The organism is Streptomyces sp. HUAS ZL42 (assembly GCF_040782645.1).
GTDB lineage: Bacteria > Actinomycetota > Actinomycetes > Streptomycetales > Streptomycetaceae > Streptomyces.
The window spans coordinates 7689178-7708201 of sequence record NZ_CP160403.1 but is presented as its reverse complement, the minus strand read 5'-3'; the positions used below and the strand labels follow the sequence as shown (position 1 = coordinate 7708201).

Sequence of the window (19024 nt, the reverse complement as noted above, 5' to 3'; positions counted from 1 at the left end):
ACACGACAGCGTACGCGAGTTCCGGCGGAGGGCACGTGGCGGACCTCTCACACTTGGGGAGAGCACGTGTGGCGTACGCCACTCTGCACGCCCTCCGGCCTGCTCCGGAAGGCCCTCCCCTGCCCCGTCCGGTCGATAATCGAGCCCGTGAGCGATCTTGCCGATCTGGAGACACGCGTGGCGCCCCCCGGCTCCTCGGCCCTGCGCCGGGCGGCCCCGGCGCTCCTCGGGTACGCGGCCGTACGTGCCCTGGGCCTGCTCGTCCTGACCCTGTGGAGCGCGGCGCGCGGCAAGAGCGCGTACACGCTGCTGACGGCCCGCTGGGACGCCCTCTGGTACACGAGGGTGGCCGAGCTGGGCTACGGCTACGAGGTGCGCCTGCCGAACGGAGACGTGCACTCCAATCTCGCCTTCTTCCCGCTGCTGCCGTGGCTGGAGCGGGGGCTGCACGCGGTGAGCCCGCTGTCGTACGCGGACGCGGGCTTCGTGGTCTCCCTGCTCGCCTCGCTCGCCGCGGCCTGGGGGATCTTCGCAGTCGCCGACCACGTGTACGGGCCCAGGGCCGGAGTGTGCGCCGTGCTGGTGTGGGCCGTCCTGCCGGTCGGGATCGTGCAGTCGATGGCGTACAGCGAGTCACTGTTCACCGCGCTGGCCGCCTGGTCGCTGTACGCGGTCCTCACGGGGCGCTGGGTGACCGCGGGCGCGCTGGCCGCGCTGGCGGGGCTGACCCGGCCGGTGGGGCTCGCGGTGGTCGCGGCGGTGTGGGCAGCGGGCGTTGCCTCGTTCGTGCGCGACCGAAGCGCGGCGCCCGCATCCGGCGCGCAGACGACCGCGCACGCCCCCTCCTCCTTCGGCGGGAGCATCGAAGGGGGCGCACCGGCCTGGCAACGCGCCCTGGGTCTGCTCCTCGCACCCCTGGGTACCACCGGGTACGTCCTGTGGGTCGGCCACCACACCGGCAAGGGTCCGCTCGGCTACCTCGACGTCCAGGCGGGCTGGCGCAACGGCTTCGACGGCGGCCGCGCCTTCGCCCGCTTCGTCGCCGACAAGTTCACGTCGTTTCCGGGCGCTCTGGCGGGCCTGGGGCTGATCGCCGGGGTCGCAGTGGTGGTGTGGCTGTACATCGTCTGCGTGCGGCAGCGCCAGCCGCTTCCGCTGCTGGTGTACGCGGGTGTCGTCACCGCGCTCGCCCTGTGCGCGTCGAGCTACTTCGGCTCGAAGCCGCGCCTGCTGCTGCCCGGCTTCCCTCTGCTGCTCCCGCTCGCCCTGGCCCTGTCCCGGCTGCGAGCCTCCAGGTCGGCGCTGGCGCTCGGCACGGTCGCCGCCGCATCGGCGGTGTACGGGGCGTTGTGGCTGAACGGCTCCGGCCCCCCGTGAGCCGGGAAAGAATTCCGTCGGAGGAATCGGTGAACGTATTTACACGTTCGCCAAAACTCGTACCACGGAATGATCAAAGGAATTGAAGGAGAGGGCGTTCCAGGATTGCGAGTTCATTGGATATAAACCCCCTCCTGAGAGGAATCCCACATCACATCGTCATCACAAACCCACTGATTCGTCTGGGAACTTGACCCCCTCGCTGTAACGTCGATTGTGTGCGTACCGAACGAAACCTCACCCGGCTGAACCGGGTGTTCGCCAGGCTGGACCGGGAGCCGGAACGGCCGGCCCACATCGATGTGCCGAGGATGAGCAGGCACCGGGTCGCGCTGCTCGGCGGGACCCTGGCCTTCTACCTGGCCATCGTGTGGGCCGTGGTGATCACCTCGTGGCTGGTCCGCCTCGACTGGCAGGTCATGTTCTTCCGGCCGTACCAGCAGTGGGCCGGGATCCACTGGTTCGTCGACTACTACGTGGTGCTCGGCCAGCGCGGCCCGACGGCCGTCATGGTCGCGGCCTGGCTGGGCTGGCGCTCCTGGCGGCAGCACACGCTGCGCCCGCTGCTGACGCTGGGCGCCTCACTGCTGCTGCTGAACATCACGGTCGGCGCCGCCAAGATCGGCATGGGCCGCCTCGGGCCCCACTACGCGACCACGATCGGCTCGAACGAGATGGGCCTCGGCGGCGATATATTTCCCAGCGGCCACACCGCCAACGCCGTGGTGACCTGGGGAATCCTGGCCTATCTGGCCTCCACCCCGAGAGCGCGCCGCTGGCTGTCCGCGCTGTCCGCGGTGACCTCGCTCGGTGTCGGGATGGCCACCGTCTACCTCGGTACGCACTGGCTGAGCGACGTGCTGCTGGGCTGGGCCGCGGGCCTGCTGGTCCTGCTGGCGCTGCCGTGGTTCGAGCCGCTGATCGCCCGGGCCGAGGTCTGGATCCTCGACCTGCGCGACCGCCTGCGTGCCCGCAGCACGGGTACCGCACCGTCCCCCGCTCTCGAACCCGCTCGAGCGGGGGGACCCCCATCGGCGCCGTCCGCCCCCGTCGGGGCTCCGGTGCTGCTCAAGCCGCGTGCCGCGGCCGAGGACGAAGCCGCTGCGGCCCGCGAGACGGTCTCCACGGCCCGCTCGTCCCGAGCGCCGGAGTATTCGCCGGTCTACCTCGCCCCGGGCCCGCACACGGTCCGCTCGGAGCGCACGCCGGTCACCCCGGTCGGCAGCCGCCGGCCACCCCACTCGGACCGCCAGCCGCGTGGCGCGGCCCCGGCGGCCCGACCCCTGACGGGCGGCTGACGGCCCAAGGACTGCGGGGCTCGGTACGCACAACCTCCCCGCACGGCGAAGGCCCCGGTCCTGGTCCCAGGAACCGGGGCCTTCGCCCTTGCTCGTCCGGGCCTTCCAGGCCCGCCTCGTCTCAGCCCTTCCAGGCCCGCGCCACGCGCCCGGCCTGCACCTCGAAGTTCAGCCGCCCCACGCGGTACTCCATGGTGATGATCGCCCCCGGTGGCAGCGAACGCACCGTGGACCACCCCCGCTCGCGCGCGAGCCGCTCGGCCCGCGCGGCCTCTAGACCGACGTATCCGTCCGGATTGTCCTGGGGCTCCGCTGGCGGAGTGGGAATCGGTGCCATACCGCCACGCTAGGGCGTGACCGACGGCCGGGGAAGGCCGGACCGGCGTCCTGGATCACTCCGGTCACACTTCTGTCACAGGATCACGACACGCGTTTCAGCGGAACTCACTCGCACCTACGACCGGTTCCGTACGCCTTCCGCGCGCATTCGAACGTAATTCCCGCGTGTCGTGACAGCCCCTCGAATACCGGGGCGGAAAGTTCCCGGAGAAGCGTTCCCGGATCCGTTCCGATCCCATTCCCCGCGAGCCCGCGGGAGCTGACGCCGCATAGGAAATACACGAGTCCGCCACAGAGTCTCCGTACGCCCCCTGTCGGTGCGGGCGGCGACGTGAGCATCATGGCGTGAGCTCGCGCCGGCACGTGCGGCGCGGGCGTCGGCGGGCCCGGGCGCGACGAGGCGAAGGGGCGAGCGAGCGATGGGGACGCACACCGTTGCGGCGACGGCACAACCGGCGCCGACCAGGCAGGGCGGCCGGCTGATCGTCGACTGGCTGACCACCACCGACCACAAGAAGATCGGCCACCTCTACCTGATCACGTCGTTCGCGTTCTTCCTGATCGGCGGCGTGATGGCGCTGCTGATGCGGGCCGAGCTCGCCCGGCCCGGCCTGCAGATCGTGGACAACAACCAGTTCAACCAGCTGTTCACGATGCACGGCACGATCATGCTGCTGCTGTTCGCGACACCGAGCTTCGCGGGCTTCGCCAACGAGCTGATGCCGCTGCAGATCGGCTCCCCCGATGTCGCCTTCCCGCGGCTGAACATGTTCTCGTACTGGCTGTTCCTGTTCGGCGGCCTGATCGTGCTCGGCTCCCTGCTCGTGCCCGACGGGCCCGCCGCCTTCGGCTGGTTCGCCTACGCGCCGCTCAACAGCGCGGAACGCTCCCCGGGCGTCGGACCCGACCTGTGGATCATGGGTCTGGCCCTGGCCGGCTTCGGCACGATCCTGGGCGCCGTCAACTTCATCACCACCATCATCGGGATGCGCGCCCCCGGCATGACGATGTTCCGGATGCCGATCTTCACCTGGAACACGCTGTTCACGTCGATCCTGATCCTGATGGCCTTCCCGGTGCTCGCGGCCGCGCTGCTGGTCCTGGAGTCGGACCGGCGGTTCGGCTCGCACGTGTTCGACGCGGTCAACGGCGGGGCGCTGCTGTGGCAGCACCTGTTCTGGTTCTTCGGCCATCCCGAGGTGTACATCATCGCGCTGCCGTTCTTCGGCATCATCACGGAGATCATCCCGGTCTTCAGCCGCAAGCCGATCTTCGGCTATCTGACGCTGGTCGCCGCGACGATGGCGATCACCGGTCTGTCGGTGGTGGTGTGGGCGCACCACATGTTCGTCACGGGCGCGGTGCTGCTGCCGTTCTTCTCCTTCATGAGCTTCCTGATCGCGGTCCCGACGGGCGTGAAGTTCTTCAACTGGACCGGGACGATGCTCAAGGGCTCGCTGTCCTTCGAGACCCCGATGCTGTGGGCGACGGGCTTCCTGGTGACGTTCCTGTTCGGCGGTCTGACGGGGGTGATCCTGGCGTCGCCGCCGATGGACTTCCACGTCTCCGACTCGTACTTCGTGGTCGCCCACTTCCACTACGTCGTCTTCGGCACCGTCGTCTTCGCGATCTTCGCCGGATTCCACTTCTGGTGGCCCAAGTTCACCGGGAAGATGCTCGACGAGCGCCTGGGCAAGATCCACTTCTGGACGCTGTTCGTCGGCTTCCACACCACGTTCCTGGTGCAGCACTGGCTGGGCGCGGAGGGCATGCCGCGCCGGTACGCCGACTATCTCGCCGTCGACGGGTTCACGGCCCTCAACACCGTGTCGACGATCGGCGCGTTCCTGCTCGGCCTGTCCACGCTGCCCTTCCTGTACAACGTCTGGAAGACCACCAAGTACGGCGAGAAGGTCGAGGTCGACGACCCCTGGGGCTTCGGCCGCTCCCTGGAGTGGGCGACCTCGTGCCCGCCGCCCCGGCACAACTTCCTCACGCTGCCCCGGATCCGCTCCGAGTCCCCGGCGTTCGACCTGCATCACCCGGACTACGCGGCGCTCGAGGCCGAGTCCGCTCGAGCGCCCGGGACAGCCGGTCCCGAGCGGTCGTGAGGGCGTCGGTGAGCCCGTCCGGCTCCAGCACCTCGAACTCGAAGCCCATCATCATGACGTGGATGACCATCACGTCGAGGCTCGCGGCCCCGGTGCGCAGGACGCAGGCGTCGGGCCCGTCCGGCTCCAGCGTCCCCGCGGAGGGCGAGACGCGCTCGGCGGCCTCCTGCAGGGGCACCAGCAGCCGGATGGCCGCGTGCGAGGCGTACGCGCGCGTGGAGACGCCCTTGGAGACGTAGGCGGCAAGGTCCTCGGCGGGCGGCTCGCGCGGGACGAAGCGCGGGCCGTGCGGCGGCTTCGGCGTGATCCGGTCGACGCGGAACGTACGCCAGTCCTCGCGGTCCAGGTCCCAGGCGACGAGGTACCAGCGGCGTTCGGTGCACACCAGGCGGTGCGGTTCGACGGTGCGGCGGGTCGGGGCGCCGTCGTGGTTTCGGTACTCGAAGCGGAGCCGCTCGGCGTCCCGGCAGAGGTTGGCGAGTTCGGTGAGGACGGCGGGGTCGACCGCCGAGGGCTGCGGGCCGCGCAGCATCGGCACCGTGAAGGCGTTGAGGGCGCCCACGCGGCGGCGCAGCCGGTGGGGCAGCACCTGCTCCAGCTTGGCCAGGGCCCGTACGGAGGTCTCGCCGATGCCGTCGATGCCCTGCCCGGCGGCCGTGCGCAGCCCCACGGCGACCGCGACGGCCTCGTCGTCGTCCAGGAGCAGCGGCGGCAGCTCGGCGCCCACGCCCAGCTGGTAGCCGCCGCCCGTGCCGGGGCTGGCGTTGACGGGATAGCCCAGCTCGCGCAGCCGGTCCACGTCCCGGCGCACCGTGCGCGGGGTGACACCGAGCCGCTCGGCGAGTTCGGCGCCGGACCACTCGCGGTGGGCCTGGAGGAGCGAGAGCAGGCGCAGCAGTCGTGCGGAGGTCTCCAGCATGGTCAAAGTCTGTATCAGGGTGTGTAGGGCAGTTGGGGCACATCGAAGCAGGTGCTGTTCATCTCCCCCTGCGAGACCCACCCCTTGCCGTCCTGCCAGCTGGCCACCGACAGACACGTCCTGCGCGTCTTCGGCGGCTCGGCCAGCCGCTCGAACCGCACGGGGATCAGCAGCCCGTCGGCCGTGTAGTCCTCACTGCGGTTCATGAAGTCGTCCACGCACGCGCGCGTGATGCCGGTTCTCGCGCACGACGTGGCCGCCCGGGTGAACCACATGGCTGCCGCCCAGCCCTCCAGCTGCCACTGGGAGTGCGTCTTCAGGTCCTTGGTCGCCTCCCTGAACTCCCGTACGGCTGCCTGCGACGTGTCCTCGTAGTTGCGGCTGGACCCCGTCGCCCACAGGGCGTTGCGGCAGCGCGGGGAGTCCTTGTAGTCGTCGGCGACGGTGGACGTCCAGTTCTGGACGTTCGTCACCTTGGCGATGACCTTCGCGCCGACGTCGTCCATCGCCTTGCACAGCTGGGCGTTGCCGTGCGTGTCGATGGCGTCGAAGACGAGATCGGCGCCCTGCTGCTTCAGGTCGGCCGCGACGGCACGGAAGTTGGGCAGGGCGAAGTCGACCTCCTCGGTGACCACCTTGTAGCCCTCGGCCTCCAGTCCCCGCTCCACGAGCCGGGCGTAGGCGGCGGACGCGGACTGGTTGTAGGACACGACGGCTGCCGTGCGGGCGCCCTTCTCGCGCTTGAAGTACCGGTAGACCTCGGTGCCGCCGTACAGCCTGCCGTCCCACCCCGGGGTGCCGTCGCGGGGCGCCAGGCTGCCGTAGATGCCGTACAGGTGCGGCCAGGTGTCATAGGCGGCCCCGATGGGCTGGCCGCCGATGTCGGGCACGCGAGCCTGGGACACACGGGAGGCGCCCGCGTAGTCCAGGGAGGTGGTGGCGACCAGGGCCACGACCTTGTCCTCGTCGATCAGTCTGTGCACGCACGTGTTGTTGCCGACGCCGCTGCCGCCGTCGTCGCACAGCCGCACCTCGACCCGGCGGCCGTCGATGCCCCCGCGCGCGTTGAGACGGTCGAAGAAGGCCTTCGCGCCGTCCCGGGGGCCGGTGAAGGTGTTGCCGCCGACCGGGCTGGTGGCGCTGGTGATGACGCCGACGCGGATCGGCGGCCGCCCGCTCTGCGTCGGCGCGCGCGTGTCCCGCTCGAAGTCGCTCTCCGGCAGCCGGCTGCCGCAGGCCGTGCCCAGGACGAGCAGCAAGGCCGCGGCGGCCGACTCAGCAGCCAGGTGCGGGCGACTGCGACGCATCGCCGCTCAACGCGACCAGGGCGCACAGCGTGCTGACGGACACCTTCCAGGTGCCGTCCTGTTCGACGGCGGTTCCGGAGGCGCCGGGCAGCGCGGTCTGGCCGTTCAGGGTCAGGGTGTACGTCACGTTCGCCTCGGTCGGCTTGGTGAACTCGACCTTCTCGACCTTGGCCTGCACCTGTCCGCCACGCTTGTCACCGCTGAAGGCCTGCAGCACCGGGCCCATCTGCTCGCCGTTCTCCAGGACGGCCTGCTTGTCCTTCGTGGAGGTCTTGGGATCGAAGAACTTCTGCCAGTTCTGCCTGATCTCCTGTTCGGCCGCCGCCGGATCGGCGGGCGCGGTGGCCGGCGCGCTCGTCGTCGTCTCCACGGACGGAGTGGGAGGCGTGGTCTCGCTGCCGCCGCCATTCTCGTCGCTGCAGGACGCGAGGGCCGGGGCGAGCACGAGGATCAGGGCGGCCGCGATCGCCGTGCCCCGTCCCGCCGCCCGTGGGCCGCGTCCCCGCCGTGCGTTCCTCCGCCTGAGGTCGCTCCCGAGAACCATCTGGCTCACCACCGGGTGTCGGTCCGGGCCATGTGCGCCCGGTGCTTTCAGGGTCAGCTTCTACGGGGCATAGTGCAAGCCATCGGCTGACATGGACAGACACACGCACAGAAACCCGACGGTGGGAGCCATCGATGCGGACAGCCCGACTGCGGACCGTGCACCCCGTCCTCTGGGCCGGCTGGGCCGCGCTCGCGGCGGGCGCCGTGCTGTGCGTCATCGGCTGGTACGGCATCTCGGGCGAGCGGTACGCCGAACGCCAGCTCCCCTACCTGGCCTCCTGCACGATCCCGGGGGCCGCGCTGATCATCGCCGGGGCGGTGCTGCTCGCCCATGGCCGGGAGACCGTGGCCGCCGCGCGGGTGGAGGAGCTGTACGGCCTGCTCGTGGCCGCCGCGCCGGCCGACGCGGACCAGCCCGGGCAGGCGGCGGCCGGACCCGTCGCGGTCAGCGGGGAGATGCGGATGGTGCCGGGCGGCACACTGTGGCACCGCGCGGACTGCCCGCTGGTGGCCGGGAAGGCGGAGGCTGTACCCGTGGACGGGAAGCTGCTGGCGAGCGGCGACCTCGACCCCTGCCCCATCTGCGAGCCCGACGACACCGAAGATTGAGTGCCGGCCGATGTCCTCCCTCACCTACGACCTCACGCTGGCCGGCCTCTCGGTCGGCAGCGCGGCCGCGCTCACCGGAATCGGCCTGATCGTGACGTACCGCGCGACCGGCGTGCTCAACTTCGCGCACGGGGCGATCGCGATGGTGTGCGCGTACGTGCTGCGGCAGTGCGTGGTCGAGTGGGGCTGGCCGCTGTGGCTGGGGGCCGTCGTGACGCTGCTGTTCCTCGCGCCCGCGATCGGGGTGCTGCTGGAACGGTTCGTCTTCCGCCCGTTGTCGGTCCTCGGCAGCGATCCGGCGCAGACGCTGGTGGCGTCCATCGGGCTGTTCGTGCTGCTGGTGGGCGGGGCGGCGCTGGTGTGGGGGCAGGGGGCGCGGGACGACGTGCCGGAGCTGGTCCCATCGGATCCGTGGGGGCAGCTGACGGTGGCGCTGGTGCTGGCGGCGGGTGTCGGGTCAGTGATCCGCTGGACGCGTTTCGGCCGGGAGCTGCGGGCCGTGGTCGACGACCGTCAGCTGGCCGTGCTCGGCGGGATCGACGCGGACCGGGTGGCGGCGGCGGGCTGGGCGTTCGGCTCGTTCACGGCGGGTCTGACGGGCGTGCTGCTCGCACCGTACGTACGACTGGATCCCTATGGCCTGCCGCTCCTTGTGATGGAGGTCGTGGCGGTCGCGGTGGCGGCCCGGATGCGCAGCCTGCCGGTGGCTGTGGTCGTGGCGCTCGGCATCGGGGTCGCGCAGAGCCAGCTGACGCGGTTGCACCCGTCGGGCTGGGGCGAACCGTTGCTGCAGGCGGTCGGCGCGAACCTCTTCGTGGTGGCCCTGCTGGTCGCGGCGCTGGTGCTGCCGCGGATCGGCACGCGCGACGCGCTGCCGCGCACGGCCACCGCGCGCGTGCCGACCCCGCAGGGTGCCTGGATCGTGGCGGTGGTGCTGTTCCTGCTGCCGCTCGGCTTCGCGGGCTCGGACCTGCACACATCGGTCCAGGTGCCCGCGCTGGGCGTGATCCTGCTGTCGCTCGTGGTCGTCACCGGCCGGGGCGGCCAGATCTCGCTGGGGCAGGCGGCGTACGCGGGGCTGGGCGCGCTGTTCACGGCGTTGCTCGCGGCGGGCCGCTTCCCGGGCCTGCCGCGGATGCCGGAACTGGCCGCGCTGGCGGTGGCGGTGGTCCTCGTCGCCCCGCTGGGCCTGCTGACCGGCTGGCCGGCGATCAGCCGCCGCGGGCTGGCGCTGGCCCTTGCGACGTTCGCGGTGGGTGTGGGGGTGAGCCGCTTCGTGTTCGCGCAGCCGTACGCCGTCTCGGGCCTCTCCCTGGGCCGTCCCGCCGGCTTCGACGGGGACCGCGCGTACTACGTCCTGGAACTCGGCCTGCTGTCGGCCGCGCTGCTGGCCGCGCGGCTGCTGCGCCGGGGCCGTACGGGCCGGGCCCTCGCGGCGATGCGGGACCACGAGGCGGGCGCGTCGGCGGCGGGCGTCCAGGTGCCGTCCCTGAAACTCCTCGCCTTCGTCTCCGGCGCCGCTCTGGCCGCCCTCGGCGGCGGGATGCTCGGCATGGGGCTGCGGGCCTTCGACGCCGGCGCGTACGACCCCGTACGCGGGCTGCTGTGGTTCGCGGCGGTGGTGGTCCTGGGCGCGGACAGCACCCTGGGCGCGCTGGCCGCGGCGGCCCTCCTGGTGGGTCTGGACGCGGGGGCTCGGGGCGGGGTCGCGGCGGCGCTGGTGGGTGTGCTGGCGGTGCTGGTGGGCCGGTTCCCCGGGGGTCCGTACGAGGCGCTGCGGACGGCGACGGCACGACTGCGGCCGGCCCGGCGCGCGAGACTGACGCCGCTGGGTGCGCGGGTGCGCCGCAGGCTCCGGCCGGGGGAACCTGAGTCGAGGGCACGGGCTGTCGCTGTGGGGGCCACGGCGGTGGCGGGAGCGGTACGGCCGCGGGAGGACCGATCGTCTTCCACTTCCGCGCCCCCCGCACCCCCCGCCGGCCCTCGCCGGCTTGCCCTTTCCCCCCACGCCCCCGTCTCCCCGCTCCTGACCGCTCGCCGCCTTCACGCCCGCTACGGCGGCTTCACCGCACTCGACGGTGTCGATCTCGAGGTCGGCTCCGGCCGGATCACCGCCGTCGTCGGCCCCAACGGCGCCGGTAAGAGCACCCTGTTCCACTGTCTGGCGGGAACTCTGCGTCCCGCCCGCGGGCAGGTGCTGCTCGGTCAGCGGGACATCACCCGGCTGGCCGCGCACGCCCGTACCCGGCTCGGGATCTCACGGACGTTCCAGCAGCTGGCTGTTTTCCCTTCGCTGACCGTGGCCGAAAACGTCCGCGTCGGTGCCGAGCAGGGGCGGATCACGGATCCGGGTGCCGTGGAGCGGGCGCTCAGGCTGCTCGCACTGGACGGGCCGGTGCGTACGGTGCCCGCCGCCGGGCTGCCGACCGGCACGCTGCGCCGCATCGAGCTGGCCCGGGCCCTGGCGGGCAGTCCGCGCGTACTGCTGCTCGACGAGCCCGCGGCCGGTCTCGACACGGCCGAGGTGACCGCGCTGTCCCGGGTGCTGAAGGCTCTGGCCGCGGACGGCACCGCGCTGCTCGTCGTCGAGCACGATCTCGACCTGGTCGCGGATCTCGCCGACGTCGTGCACGTCATGACGGCGGGCCGCATCGTCGCGTCCGGGCCCCCCGACCGGGTCCTCGACGCCCTCGGCGCGCAGGAGACCCCCGCATGACCATCTCCCTGCGCCACGCGCGCGTGCGCTACGGCCCCCTGGAGGCCCTGCACGGTGTCACCCTCGCGGCACCCGGCCCGGGGCTCACCGTGCTGCTGGGCCGCAACGGGTCCGGCCGTTCGACCGCCCTGCGCGCGCTGGCCGGAAGTGTGCCGCTGTCCGGCGGCGCGGTGGTGTGGGACGGCACGGACGTGACCCGGGTGCCGGCGTTCGAGCGGGCCCGGCGCGGTCTGTGCCTGGTGCCCGAGCGGCGGGCGGTGTTCGGCTCCCTCACCGTCCGCGAGAACCTCGAACTCGCGGCACCCGCACACGACTCCGCCCTCGCCGCGTATCCGCAGCTGGAGCCCCTGCTCCCGCGCCGCGCCGGCACCCTCTCCGGCGGCGAACAGCGCATGCTCGCCCTCTCGCGTGCTCTGCTGGCACGCGCGCGCGTGGTGCTCGTCGACGAACCCGTGCAGGGCATGTCGCCCGGGGTCGCGGCCCGCACGTACGACCTGCTGGCCTCACTCGACGCATGCGTGGTCGTCGCGGAGCAGCGGCTGCCGCCCGTGCTGCGCGGCAGAGCCAGGTTCGTGTACGAACTGCGCCGCGGCGCGGTGGTGTTCGGCGGGGAGTCGGAAGAGTTCGAGCGGCGGTCGCCGGGGACGGAGCCGGACCCGAGGCGCCGTGCGCCGTAGAGAGCCCGGTGTGCCGAAGGGCCCCACCCGGTCGGAGGAACGGGTGGGGCCCCGTGCGGGACAGGGGAGCGCTCAGAGTTCGAGTCGCTGCCCCGGCACGATCAGGTCGGGATCACCGCCGATGACGGCCTTGTTGGCGGCGTAGAGCCGCTGCCAGGTGGTCCCGTGCCGGGCGGCGATGGTGCTGAGGGTGTCGCCCTCGCGGACGGTGTAGTCGCCGCGGGACGCGCCGCGTGTCGTGTGCCCTGTCGAGCGCTCCGGCGCCTTCGACGGTTTCGACGGGGCGGCCTTGGTGGAGGCCGAGCCGGCGGACGAGACGGCAGGCGCGCTGCCGTACGCCCCGGCCCGTGCCGAACAGGTCGGCCATGCGCCCCAACCCTGGGCGCGCTGGACCTTGGTGGCCACGGCGATCTGCTGCGCCTTGGTGGCCTTGTCGGCGGTGGACGCGTAGGCCGTGCCGCCGTACGCGCGCCAGGTGCCGGCGGAGAACTGCAGTCCTCCGTAGTAGCCGTTGCCGGTGTTGATGTGCCAGTTACCGCCGCTCTCGCACTTGGCGATGCGGTCCCACACTCCGCCGTCCGCCGCTGCGGCGTTGCCGGTCGCGGCCAGCAGTCCGAGGGGGGCGAGCAGTGCCGCCCCGGCGAGGACCGCCGTCGTACGCTTCTTCCGGGCGTTGTCGCGAGTGTTATCGGCACATTCGGACATGTAAATCCCTCTCCACAAACCCGGGATCCCCCAAGGCGGGGCGCTTCCCGCGCATGGACGCGGGCGTTGCGCTCCGCCCCGTCCGCCGGAGGTGGTGCTGCGCGCTGTCTGGCTCTGCGCGACCGGCGGACGTACCCGAGCGGTGCTCGTTGCACACGGCCGAGGAATCTAGAGAGCCGGGCAGCCCGATATCAACCAACTCCTTGTCATTCCAGGCCAGTTCGCCGTTACCGCGGGTATCGGCGATTTTCGGCCACCCATTTCATTCGCTGATTTCCTGATTTGTCGACCAGTCGCCCCGATGATCTGTGACCCACCTCACGCAACCAACTTCCTTGGATTTCCCAGTACTTGACGGTGAGTGTCCAATTCCGCACTTCCAGTGACCGTGCGCGTCGGATGGTTCGATTCCGTTCACCGTGCAGCGTGACCCCCGCCACAGATCGTCCGTTGTCTTCTTCATGAGCCGGGGACCCACCCGGACGACGGCCGGGAGCCACCCGGCCGAGCCAACGCACCGCATCCCGAGGGAGCCACCCGTGCCGCGCATGCTCGACGTCAGCGACGAGGTACGTGCCGAGATCGGCGACGAAGAAGCCGACCGGCTGCTCGCCGGACACAACGCCCCCGGCAGCTACGACTGCACGTCCTGCCGCACCCCGGGCGACTCCGAACAGGAGCGCACCAGCACCGTCCTGTTCATCGGCGACGAGACCGCAGTCCTCGCCTTCGCCCACTCCACCTGCCTGCCCTCCCAGGTCGTCCAGGTCACCGAGGAGCAGCTGCGGGGCGCCGTCCGTTCCATCAGCGGCGACACAGTCGACCTGGAGCCCGAGAAGATCGTGCCCGAGCAGGCCGTGCTCGGGGTGACCAGCGGACTCGTCCTGATCGCCGGGGAGTTGCACCCGGCCCTCGTGGTCGAGCCGACCGGACCCATCGTCCGCCCGGGCTCGACCGGCCTCGGCGACGACTTCCTGCCGCTGCTCATCGAGCAGGGCTTCATGCCGGTGACCGACCTTTCCTCCGTACCGCCGGTGCGGCACGGATGGTCGGTCCTGCTGGCCATGGGCCAGCTGCACGCGGTGCTGCAGCCCTCGGTGAACGGCGGTCAGCCGGTCGCGTGGTGGCAGGCGCATCAGCCGCTGACGGTGACCGAGGGGTGGCGGGCCGCCGCCACCAAGCACCGCCAGGTGCTGATGTTCGCGGCGCCGGTGGGGTCCATCGGGCGTCAGCCCCGGGAGGATCTGCTGCGGGACGCGCTGGACAAGGCGGCGGCGAACGGGAAGTTGGTCGGCGGGGCGCTGCCGCTTGCCGGGACGTGAGGGCTGGTCACGCCCACGCGGCGGAGCCGCACGAAGGCATGCTGTTCAACCGCATCCCATGAGACCCGGGGTCGTTTGGACATACGTGCACGCATATGACGTATCCCGCCGCCAGTCCTACCATCCGCTCCCGCCCGCGCTGTCGGCTCAGGATCCTTCGGGCTGCCCGTCGGCCACGCCGATCTACGACGCGCTCTACGCCGAGTACGTCAAGTCCTTCCGCGCGCTGCCGGGTGACCGCAGCGGCGAGGAGGAGCTGGGGTTCACCGCCTTCGGGAACATCCCGCACGGCACGGGCTCGTACGCCGGACACCGGCCGGGGTCGTTCAGCAGCTCGTACAGCGCCTACAGCGCGGGCGCGCACAGCGCCCGCAGCGGTGTCGGACAGCAGTCGCAGTGGCAGCGGGTCGGGCAGATCGGGCAGCAGCAGCACGGCACCGGCACACACCACGTCCCGGCGCTGCCGCCCGGCCCGCGCAGAGGGGCCTGAGGCAGGAGAGAGGGCGGACCCCATGGGGTCCGCCCTCTTCCACTCGGCTTGTGCGGAGGCGGGGTTACTTCTTCTTCCCGCCGCGCTTCTCGCGCACCCGCACGGAGATATGGATCGGCGTCCCCTCGAAGCCGAACTCCTCGCGCAGCCGGCGCTCGATGAAGCGCCGGTAGCCCGCCTCGATGAAGCCGGAGGCGAAGAGCACGAACCGCGGGGGCTTGGTGCCGGCCTGGGTGCCGAACAGGATGCGCGGCTGCTTGCCGCCGCGGATCGGATGGGGGTGGGCGGCGACCAGCTCGCCGAGGAAGGCGTTCAGGCGGCCCGTCGGGACGCGGGTCTCCCAGCCGGCGAGGGCCGTCTCGATCGCCGGGACCAGCTTCTCCATGTGCCGCCCGGTGCGCGCGGAGACGTTCACCCGCGGCGCCCACGCCACCTGGCCGAGCTCGGTCTCGATCTCCCGCTCCAGGTAGTAGCGGCGCTCCTCGTCGAGGGTGTCCCACTTGTTGTAGGCGAGGACGAGCGCACGGCCCGCCTCGACGGCCATCGTGACGATGCGCTGGTCCTGGACGGAGATGGACTCGGCGGCGTCGATGAGGATGACGGCCACCTCGGCCTTCTCGACGGCGGCCGCGGTGCGCAGCGAGGCGTAGTAGTCGGCGCCCTGCTGAAGGTGGACACGCTTGCGGATGCCCGCCGTGTCGACGAACTTCCAGGTCACGCCACCCAGTTCGATCAGCTCGTCGACCGGGTCGCGGGTGGTGCCGGCCAGCTCGTTGACGACGACTCGCTCCTCGCCCGCCACCTTGTTCAGCAACGAGGACTTGCCGACGTTCGGGCGGCCGATCAGGGCGATGCGGCGCGGGCCGCCGATCGCGGTGCCGAAGGTCTGCTCGGGCGCGTCCGGCAGTACCTCCAGGACCGCGTCCAGCATGTCGCCGGTGCCCCGGCCGTGCAGCGCCGAGACCGGGTGCGGCTCACCGAGGCCCAGGGACCACAGGTACGCCGCGTCCGCCTCGCCGCTCGGGCCGTCGACCTTGTTCGCGGCGAGCACGACGGGCTTGCCGGCCTTGCGCAGCAGTCGTACGACCGCCTCGTCGGTGTCGGTCGCGCCGACCTTGGCGTCGACGACGAACACGACGGCGTCGGCCGCCTCGATCGCGTACTCGGCCTGCGCGGCCACGGAGGCGTCGATACCGAGGACGTCCTGCTCCCAGCCGCCCGTGTCGACGACCTTGAAGCGGCGGCCCGCCCACTCGGCCTCGTAGGTCACGCGGTCACGGGTGACTCCCGGCTTGTCCTCGACGACCGCCTCGCGGCGGCCGATGATGCGGTTCACGAGCGTCGACTTGCCGACATTGGGGCGGCCGACGACGGCGAGGACCGGCAGCGGACCGTGACCGGCCGCCTCGATCGCGCCCTCGACGTCCTCGAGGTCGAAGCCCTCTTCCGCGGCGAGCTCCATGAACTCCTCGTACTCGGCGTCGCCGAGCGCCCCGTGATCGTGCTCGTGCGCGGCCGAGCCGTCGGGCTGGATATGGTCGTTCATGAAGTCCGTACCTCGTCGTTCCTTCGTGGTGATCGGTGGAAGGCCCGGTTTCTCCGGGCTGATCCACTACTCAGTGTCGCCGAGCGGCCGGTCGGACGCTCCGCGTTTTCCGGTGCCGTCAGGCGCCGGGCAGACGGCCGGTGAGCCGCCTGGCATGCTCCAGGTGCGCGGTGAGGTGCTTCTGGATGCGCTCGGTCGCCTCGTCCAGGGCCTTGCGGGTACGCCGTCCGCTGCCGTCGCCCGCCTCGAAGGGGTCGCCGAAGACGACGTCGATGCGGGAGCGCAGCGGAGGCAGTCCCTTCATCAACCGTCCTCGCCGCTCGGAACTTCCCAGGACCGCGACGGGGACGATCGGCGCCCCGCTGCGTACGGCGAAGTAGGCGAGTCCGGCCCGCAGGGAGGCGAAGTCGCCCTCGCCTCGGGTGCCTTCCGGGAAGATGCCGAGCACACCGCCGGCCGACAGCACGTCCAGCGCCTGTGTGATCGCCGTGCGGTCGGCGTTCGTGCGGTCCACCTTCAGCTGGCCGATGCCGGTCAGGAAGGGATCGAGCGGGCCGACGAACGCCTCCTTCTTGATCAGGAAGTGCGTCGGCCGGGGCGCCACACCCATGACCATCGGGCCGTCGATGTTGTGGGAGTGGTTGACCGCGAGTATGACCGGGCCGGTCGCGGGCATCTTCCAGCCGCCCAGCACACGCGGCTTCCACAGCCCGTACATCAGGCCGACGCCGATGCGCCGCCCGACCTCGGCGCCCCGTTCGGAGGGAAGGCTCACTTCGCGGCCCGCTTCTCCTCGACGAGGGTGACCACACACTCGATGACCTGCGGCAGCGTGAGGTCGGTGGTGTCCACCTCGACCGCGTCGTCCGCCTTGGCGAGCGGCGAGGTCTTGCGGTTGGAGTCGGCATGGTCCCGCTTGAGCAGCGCCTCGCGGGTGGTGTGCACATCGGTGCTCTTCAGCTCACCGCTGCGCCGGGCGGCGCGGGCCTCGGGAGATGCGGTGAGGAAGACCTTCAGGTCGGCGTCCGGCAGCACGGTCGTACCGATGTCGCGGCCCTCGACGACGATGCCGGTCTCGGCGGACGCCGCCAGCGAGCGCTGCAGCTCGGTGATCCGGGCGCGCACCTCGGGCACCGCGCTGACCGCGCTGACCTTGGAGGTGACCTCCTGGGTGCGGATCGGGCCCGAGACGTCCGTGCCGTCGACCGTGATCGTCGGGTTGGCCGGGTCCGTCCCGGAGATGATCTCGGGCTTGCCGGCCGCGGCCGCTATCGACGCGGGGTCGTCGGTGTCGATCCCGTTGCTCACCATCCACCAGGTGATCGCCCGGTACTGGGCACCGGTGTCCAGGTAGCTCAGGCCCAGCTGCGCGGCGACGGCCTTCGACGTGCTCGACTTGCCCGTGCCGGAGGGGCCGTCGATGGCGACAATCACGGGCTGGGCGGCGCCGTTTTCCACGGGGGGACACCTTCCTGGTGCGGTGCGGTGGTGGTGTGCGGGGCGCGATGGTGCCCTGCACAAGGTTACTGGGTTCGACTCACTCGTCCGGCCGCGCCCACGCGGCGCCGGTCACGCATGCCCGGCCCGCCCCTACTGCCGAATCGCCCACCCTCGATCCCGCAACGCAGCGGTCAGCACCGGCGCCGCCTTCGGCTCCACCATCAGCTGCACCAAACCTGCCTGCTGCCCCGTCGCATGCTCGATCCGCACATCCTCGATGTTGACGCCGGCCCGGCCCGCGTCCGCGAAGATGTGGGCCAGCTGACCCGGCTGGTCGTCGATCAGCACCGCCACGACCTCGTACGCCCGCGGAGCGGACCCGTGCTTGCCGGGGACGCGGACCTGACCGGCGTTGCCGCGCCGCAGGACGTCCTGGATACCGGCGGCGCCCTCGCGCCGCTTGACGTCGTCGGAGGACTGCAGGGCACGCAGGGCCTGCACCGTCTCCTCCAGGTCGGCGGCGACATCGGTGAGCAGGTCGGCGACCGGCCCCGGGTTCGCGGAGAGGATGTCGATCCACATCCGGGGGTCGGACGCGGCGATCCGGGTCACGTCCCGGATGCCCTGCCCGCACAGCCGTACCGCCGCCTCCTCCGCGTTCTCCAGGCGTGCGGCGACCATGCTGGAGACCAGGTGGGGCATGTGGGAGACCAGCGCCACCGCGCGGTCGTGGGCGTCGGCGTCCATCACCACCGGGACCGCCCGGCAGTGCGAGACCAGCTCCAGGGCGAGGTTCAGTACCTCGGTGTCGGTGTCCCGGGTGGGTGTGAGGACCCACGGGCGTCCCTCGAAGAGGTCGCCGGTCGCGGCCAGCGGGCCGGACTTCTCGCGGCCCGACATGGGGTGCGTGCCGATGTACGACGACAGGTCGAGGCCGAGCGCCTGCAGCTCGCGGCGCGGGCCGCCCTTGACGCTGGCCACGTCGAGGTAGCCGCGCGCCGCGCCCCGGCGCATGGCGTCGGCGAGCACTCCCGCGACGTGGGCGGGAGGCGCGGCGACGACCGCGAGGTCGACGGGGCCCTCCGGGGCCTCGTCCGTGCCGGCGCCGAGCGCGGCGGCCGTACGGGCCTGCTCCGGATCGTGGTCGGCGAGGTGGACCACGACGCCGCGCTGGGCGAGGGCCAGGGCGACGGACGTACCGATGAGCCCGGTTCCGATGACGAGTGCGGTCCTCACTGGGCGATGTCCTTGCGCAGGGCGGCCGCTGCGCCGAGGTAGACGTGGGCGATGTCGGCGCGTGACTTGTCCGACTCGATGTGCGCGAGGACCCGGACGACGCGCGGCATGGCGCCCTCGATGTCCAGCTCCTGGGCGCAGATCAGCGGAACGTCGACGATGCCCAGCTTGCGGGCGGCGGCCGCGGGGAAGTCGCTGTGCAGGTCGGGCGTGGCCGTGAACCAGATGCTGATCAGGTCGTCGGCGGTGAGCGAGTTCCGCTCCAGGACGGCGGTGAGCAGGGCACCGACCCGCTCGTCCATGTGTCCGGCCTCGTCCCGCTCGAGTTGGACGGCCCCCCGGACCGCTCGTACCGCCACGGCGCTGCTCCTTGCTGATGTCCTGAT

The 19024-nt window shown here is 71.7% G+C and carries 18 protein-coding genes; 8 read left to right on the top strand and 10 right to left on the bottom strand.

Annotation, left to right across the window (positions count from 1 at the left end; genetic code table 11):
- Positions 1 to 147: 147 nt before the first annotated feature.
- Entirely contained in the window at positions 148 to 1377 is a 1230-nt protein-coding gene (locus tag ABZO29_RS35155) for a mannosyltransferase family protein (RefSeq protein WP_367324226.1), read from the top strand.
- Positions 1378 to 1595: 218 nt separating this feature from the next.
- Entirely contained in the window at positions 1596 to 2675 is a 1080-nt protein-coding gene (locus tag ABZO29_RS35150; RefSeq protein WP_367324225.1) for a phosphatase PAP2 family protein, read from the top strand.
- Between the two features lie 121 nt (positions 2676 to 2796).
- On the opposite strand, the gene ABZO29_RS35145 is transcribed toward ABZO29_RS35150, so the two are convergent.
- A complete protein-coding gene (locus ABZO29_RS35145; protein ID WP_367324224.1) occupies positions 2797 to 3012 on the bottom strand; it encodes an I78 family peptidase inhibitor in 216 nt (71 codons plus the stop codon).
- Between the two features lie 421 nt (positions 3013 to 3433).
- On the opposite strand from ABZO29_RS35145, the gene ctaD reads away from it, so the two are divergent.
- A complete protein-coding gene (gene ctaD / locus ABZO29_RS35140) occupies positions 3434 to 5125 on the top strand; it encodes a cytochrome c oxidase subunit I (RefSeq protein ID WP_367324223.1) in 1692 nt (563 codons plus the stop codon).
- Here ctaD and ABZO29_RS35135 read toward each other — a convergent pair.
- From ABZO29_RS35135 to ABZO29_RS35125, 3 genes are read right to left on the bottom strand one after another with little or no spacing between them, the layout of a single operon-like run.
- Complete coding sequence (locus tag ABZO29_RS35135) at positions 5007 to 6044, bottom strand: helix-turn-helix transcriptional regulator (RefSeq protein ID WP_367324222.1); 1038 nt, start codon at positions 6042 to 6044, stop codon at positions 5007 to 5009. The two genes, ctaD and ABZO29_RS35135, sit on opposite strands and share 119 nt — an antisense overlap.
- A gap of 14 nt (positions 6045 to 6058) precedes the next feature.
- Positions 6059 to 7351 (bottom strand): ABC transporter substrate-binding protein, encoded by a 1293-nt coding sequence (locus tag ABZO29_RS35130; RefSeq protein WP_367324221.1) that lies wholly within the window; start codon positions 7349 to 7351, stop codon positions 6059 to 6061.
- On the bottom strand, positions 7320 to 7895 hold the full coding sequence (locus tag ABZO29_RS35125) for a hypothetical protein (RefSeq protein WP_367324220.1): 576 nt from the start codon (positions 7893 to 7895) through the stop codon (positions 7320 to 7322). Before ABZO29_RS35125 ends, ABZO29_RS35130 begins: the two co-directional genes overlap by 32 nt.
- 134 nt (positions 7896 to 8029) lie before the next feature.
- Between ABZO29_RS35125 and ABZO29_RS35120 the strand changes: the two genes are divergently transcribed.
- Genes ABZO29_RS35120 through ABZO29_RS35110 form a run of 3 tightly spaced genes read left to right on the top strand, consistent with a single transcriptional unit; the run spans position 8030 to position 11899 of the window.
- On the top strand, positions 8030 to 8506 hold the full coding sequence (locus ABZO29_RS35120; RefSeq protein WP_367324219.1) for a hypothetical protein: 477 nt from the start codon (positions 8030 to 8032) through the stop codon (positions 8504 to 8506).
- 10 nt (positions 8507 to 8516) lie between these two features.
- Positions 8517 to 11222, top strand: a complete 2706-nt coding sequence (locus ABZO29_RS35115) for an ATP-binding cassette domain-containing protein (protein WP_367324218.1) — start codon at positions 8517 to 8519, stop codon at positions 11220 to 11222.
- Positions 11219 to 11899 carry an ABC transporter ATP-binding protein gene (locus tag ABZO29_RS35110; RefSeq protein WP_367324217.1) on the top strand — a complete coding sequence of 227 codons (681 nt, stop codon included), beginning with the start codon at positions 11219 to 11221 and terminating at the stop codon, positions 11897 to 11899. Before ABZO29_RS35115 ends, ABZO29_RS35110 begins: the two co-directional genes overlap by 4 nt.
- A 72-nt stretch (positions 11900 to 11971) precedes the next feature.
- Here ABZO29_RS35110 and ABZO29_RS35105 read toward each other — a convergent pair whose 3' ends face one another.
- Entirely contained in the window at positions 11972 to 12604 is a 633-nt protein-coding gene (locus tag ABZO29_RS35105) for a transglycosylase family protein (protein WP_367324216.1), read from the bottom strand.
- A gap of 539 nt (positions 12605 to 13143) precedes the next feature.
- Between ABZO29_RS35105 and ABZO29_RS35100 the strand changes: the two genes are divergently transcribed.
- Both ABZO29_RS35100 and ABZO29_RS35095 read left to right on the top strand, forming a co-directional pair.
- Complete coding sequence (locus ABZO29_RS35100; protein ID WP_367324215.1) at positions 13144 to 13926, top strand: hypothetical protein; 783 nt, start codon at positions 13144 to 13146, stop codon at positions 13924 to 13926.
- Between the two features lie 85 nt (positions 13927 to 14011).
- The gene (locus tag ABZO29_RS35095) at positions 14012 to 14416 is read left to right on the top strand and encodes a hypothetical protein (RefSeq protein WP_367324214.1); all 405 of its coding nucleotides are present in this window, start codon (positions 14012 to 14014) and stop codon (positions 14414 to 14416) included.
- Positions 14417 to 14480: 64 nt separating this feature from the next.
- On the opposite strand, the gene der is transcribed toward ABZO29_RS35095, so the two are convergent.
- The 5 genes from der to aroH all read right to left on the bottom strand — a co-directional run bounded on the left by der (position 14481) and on the right by aroH (position 18997).
- The gene (der, locus tag ABZO29_RS35090) at positions 14481 to 15962 is read right to left on the bottom strand and encodes a ribosome biogenesis GTPase Der (RefSeq protein ID WP_367324213.1); all 1482 of its coding nucleotides are present in this window, start codon (positions 15960 to 15962) and stop codon (positions 14481 to 14483) included.
- A 118-nt stretch (positions 15963 to 16080) separates the two neighbouring features.
- Positions 16081 to 16776 carry a lysophospholipid acyltransferase family protein gene (locus ABZO29_RS35085; protein WP_367324212.1) on the bottom strand — a complete coding sequence of 232 codons (696 nt, stop codon included), beginning with the start codon at positions 16774 to 16776 and terminating at the stop codon, positions 16081 to 16083.
- Positions 16734 to 17420 (bottom strand): (d)CMP kinase, encoded by a 687-nt coding sequence (gene cmk / locus ABZO29_RS35080; protein WP_367324211.1) that lies wholly within the window; start codon positions 17418 to 17420, stop codon positions 16734 to 16736. Before cmk ends, ABZO29_RS35085 begins: the two co-directional genes overlap by 43 nt.
- A 132-nt stretch (positions 17421 to 17552) precedes the next feature.
- Positions 17553 to 18638 (bottom strand): prephenate dehydrogenase, encoded by a 1086-nt coding sequence (locus tag ABZO29_RS35075; RefSeq protein WP_367324210.1) that lies wholly within the window; start codon positions 18636 to 18638, stop codon positions 17553 to 17555.
- Complete coding sequence (aroH, locus tag ABZO29_RS35070) at positions 18635 to 18997, bottom strand: chorismate mutase (protein ID WP_367324209.1); 363 nt, start codon at positions 18995 to 18997, stop codon at positions 18635 to 18637. Before aroH ends, ABZO29_RS35075 begins: the two co-directional genes overlap by 4 nt.
- Between the last annotated feature and the right edge of the window lie 27 nt (positions 18998 to 19024).

Bases quoted from the DNA above. Each gene is read 5' to 3' on its own strand.
- ABZO29_RS35115 (WP_367324218.1), top strand. From the start codon at position 8,517: ATGTCCTCCCTCACCTACGACCTCACGCTGGCCGGCCTCTCGGTCGGC.
- ABZO29_RS35145 (WP_367324224.1), bottom strand. From the start codon at position 3,012: ATGGCACCGATTCCCACTCCGCCAGCGGAGCCCCAGGACAATCCGGAC.
- der (WP_367324213.1), bottom strand. From the start codon at position 15,962: ATGAACGACCATATCCAGCCCGACGGCTCGGCCGCGCACGAGCACGAT.
- ABZO29_RS35130 (WP_367324221.1), bottom strand. From the start codon at position 7,351: ATGCGTCGCAGTCGCCCGCACCTGGCTGCTGAGTCGGCCGCCGCGGCC.
- ABZO29_RS35135 (WP_367324222.1), bottom strand. From the start codon at position 6,044: ATGCTGGAGACCTCCGCACGACTGCTGCGCCTGCTCTCGCTCCTCCAG.
- ABZO29_RS35110 (WP_367324217.1), top strand. From the start codon at position 11,219: ATGACCATCTCCCTGCGCCACGCGCGCGTGCGCTACGGCCCCCTGGAG.
- ABZO29_RS35105 (WP_367324216.1), bottom strand. From the start codon at position 12,604: ATGTCCGAATGTGCCGATAACACTCGCGACAACGCCCGGAAGAAGCGT.
- ctaD (WP_367324223.1), top strand. From the start codon at position 3,434: ATGGGGACGCACACCGTTGCGGCGACGGCACAACCGGCGCCGACCAGG.
- ABZO29_RS35125 (WP_367324220.1), bottom strand. From the start codon at position 7,895: ATGGTTCTCGGGAGCGACCTCAGGCGGAGGAACGCACGGCGGGGACGC.
- ABZO29_RS35120 (WP_367324219.1), top strand. From the start codon at position 8,030: ATGCGGACAGCCCGACTGCGGACCGTGCACCCCGTCCTCTGGGCCGGC.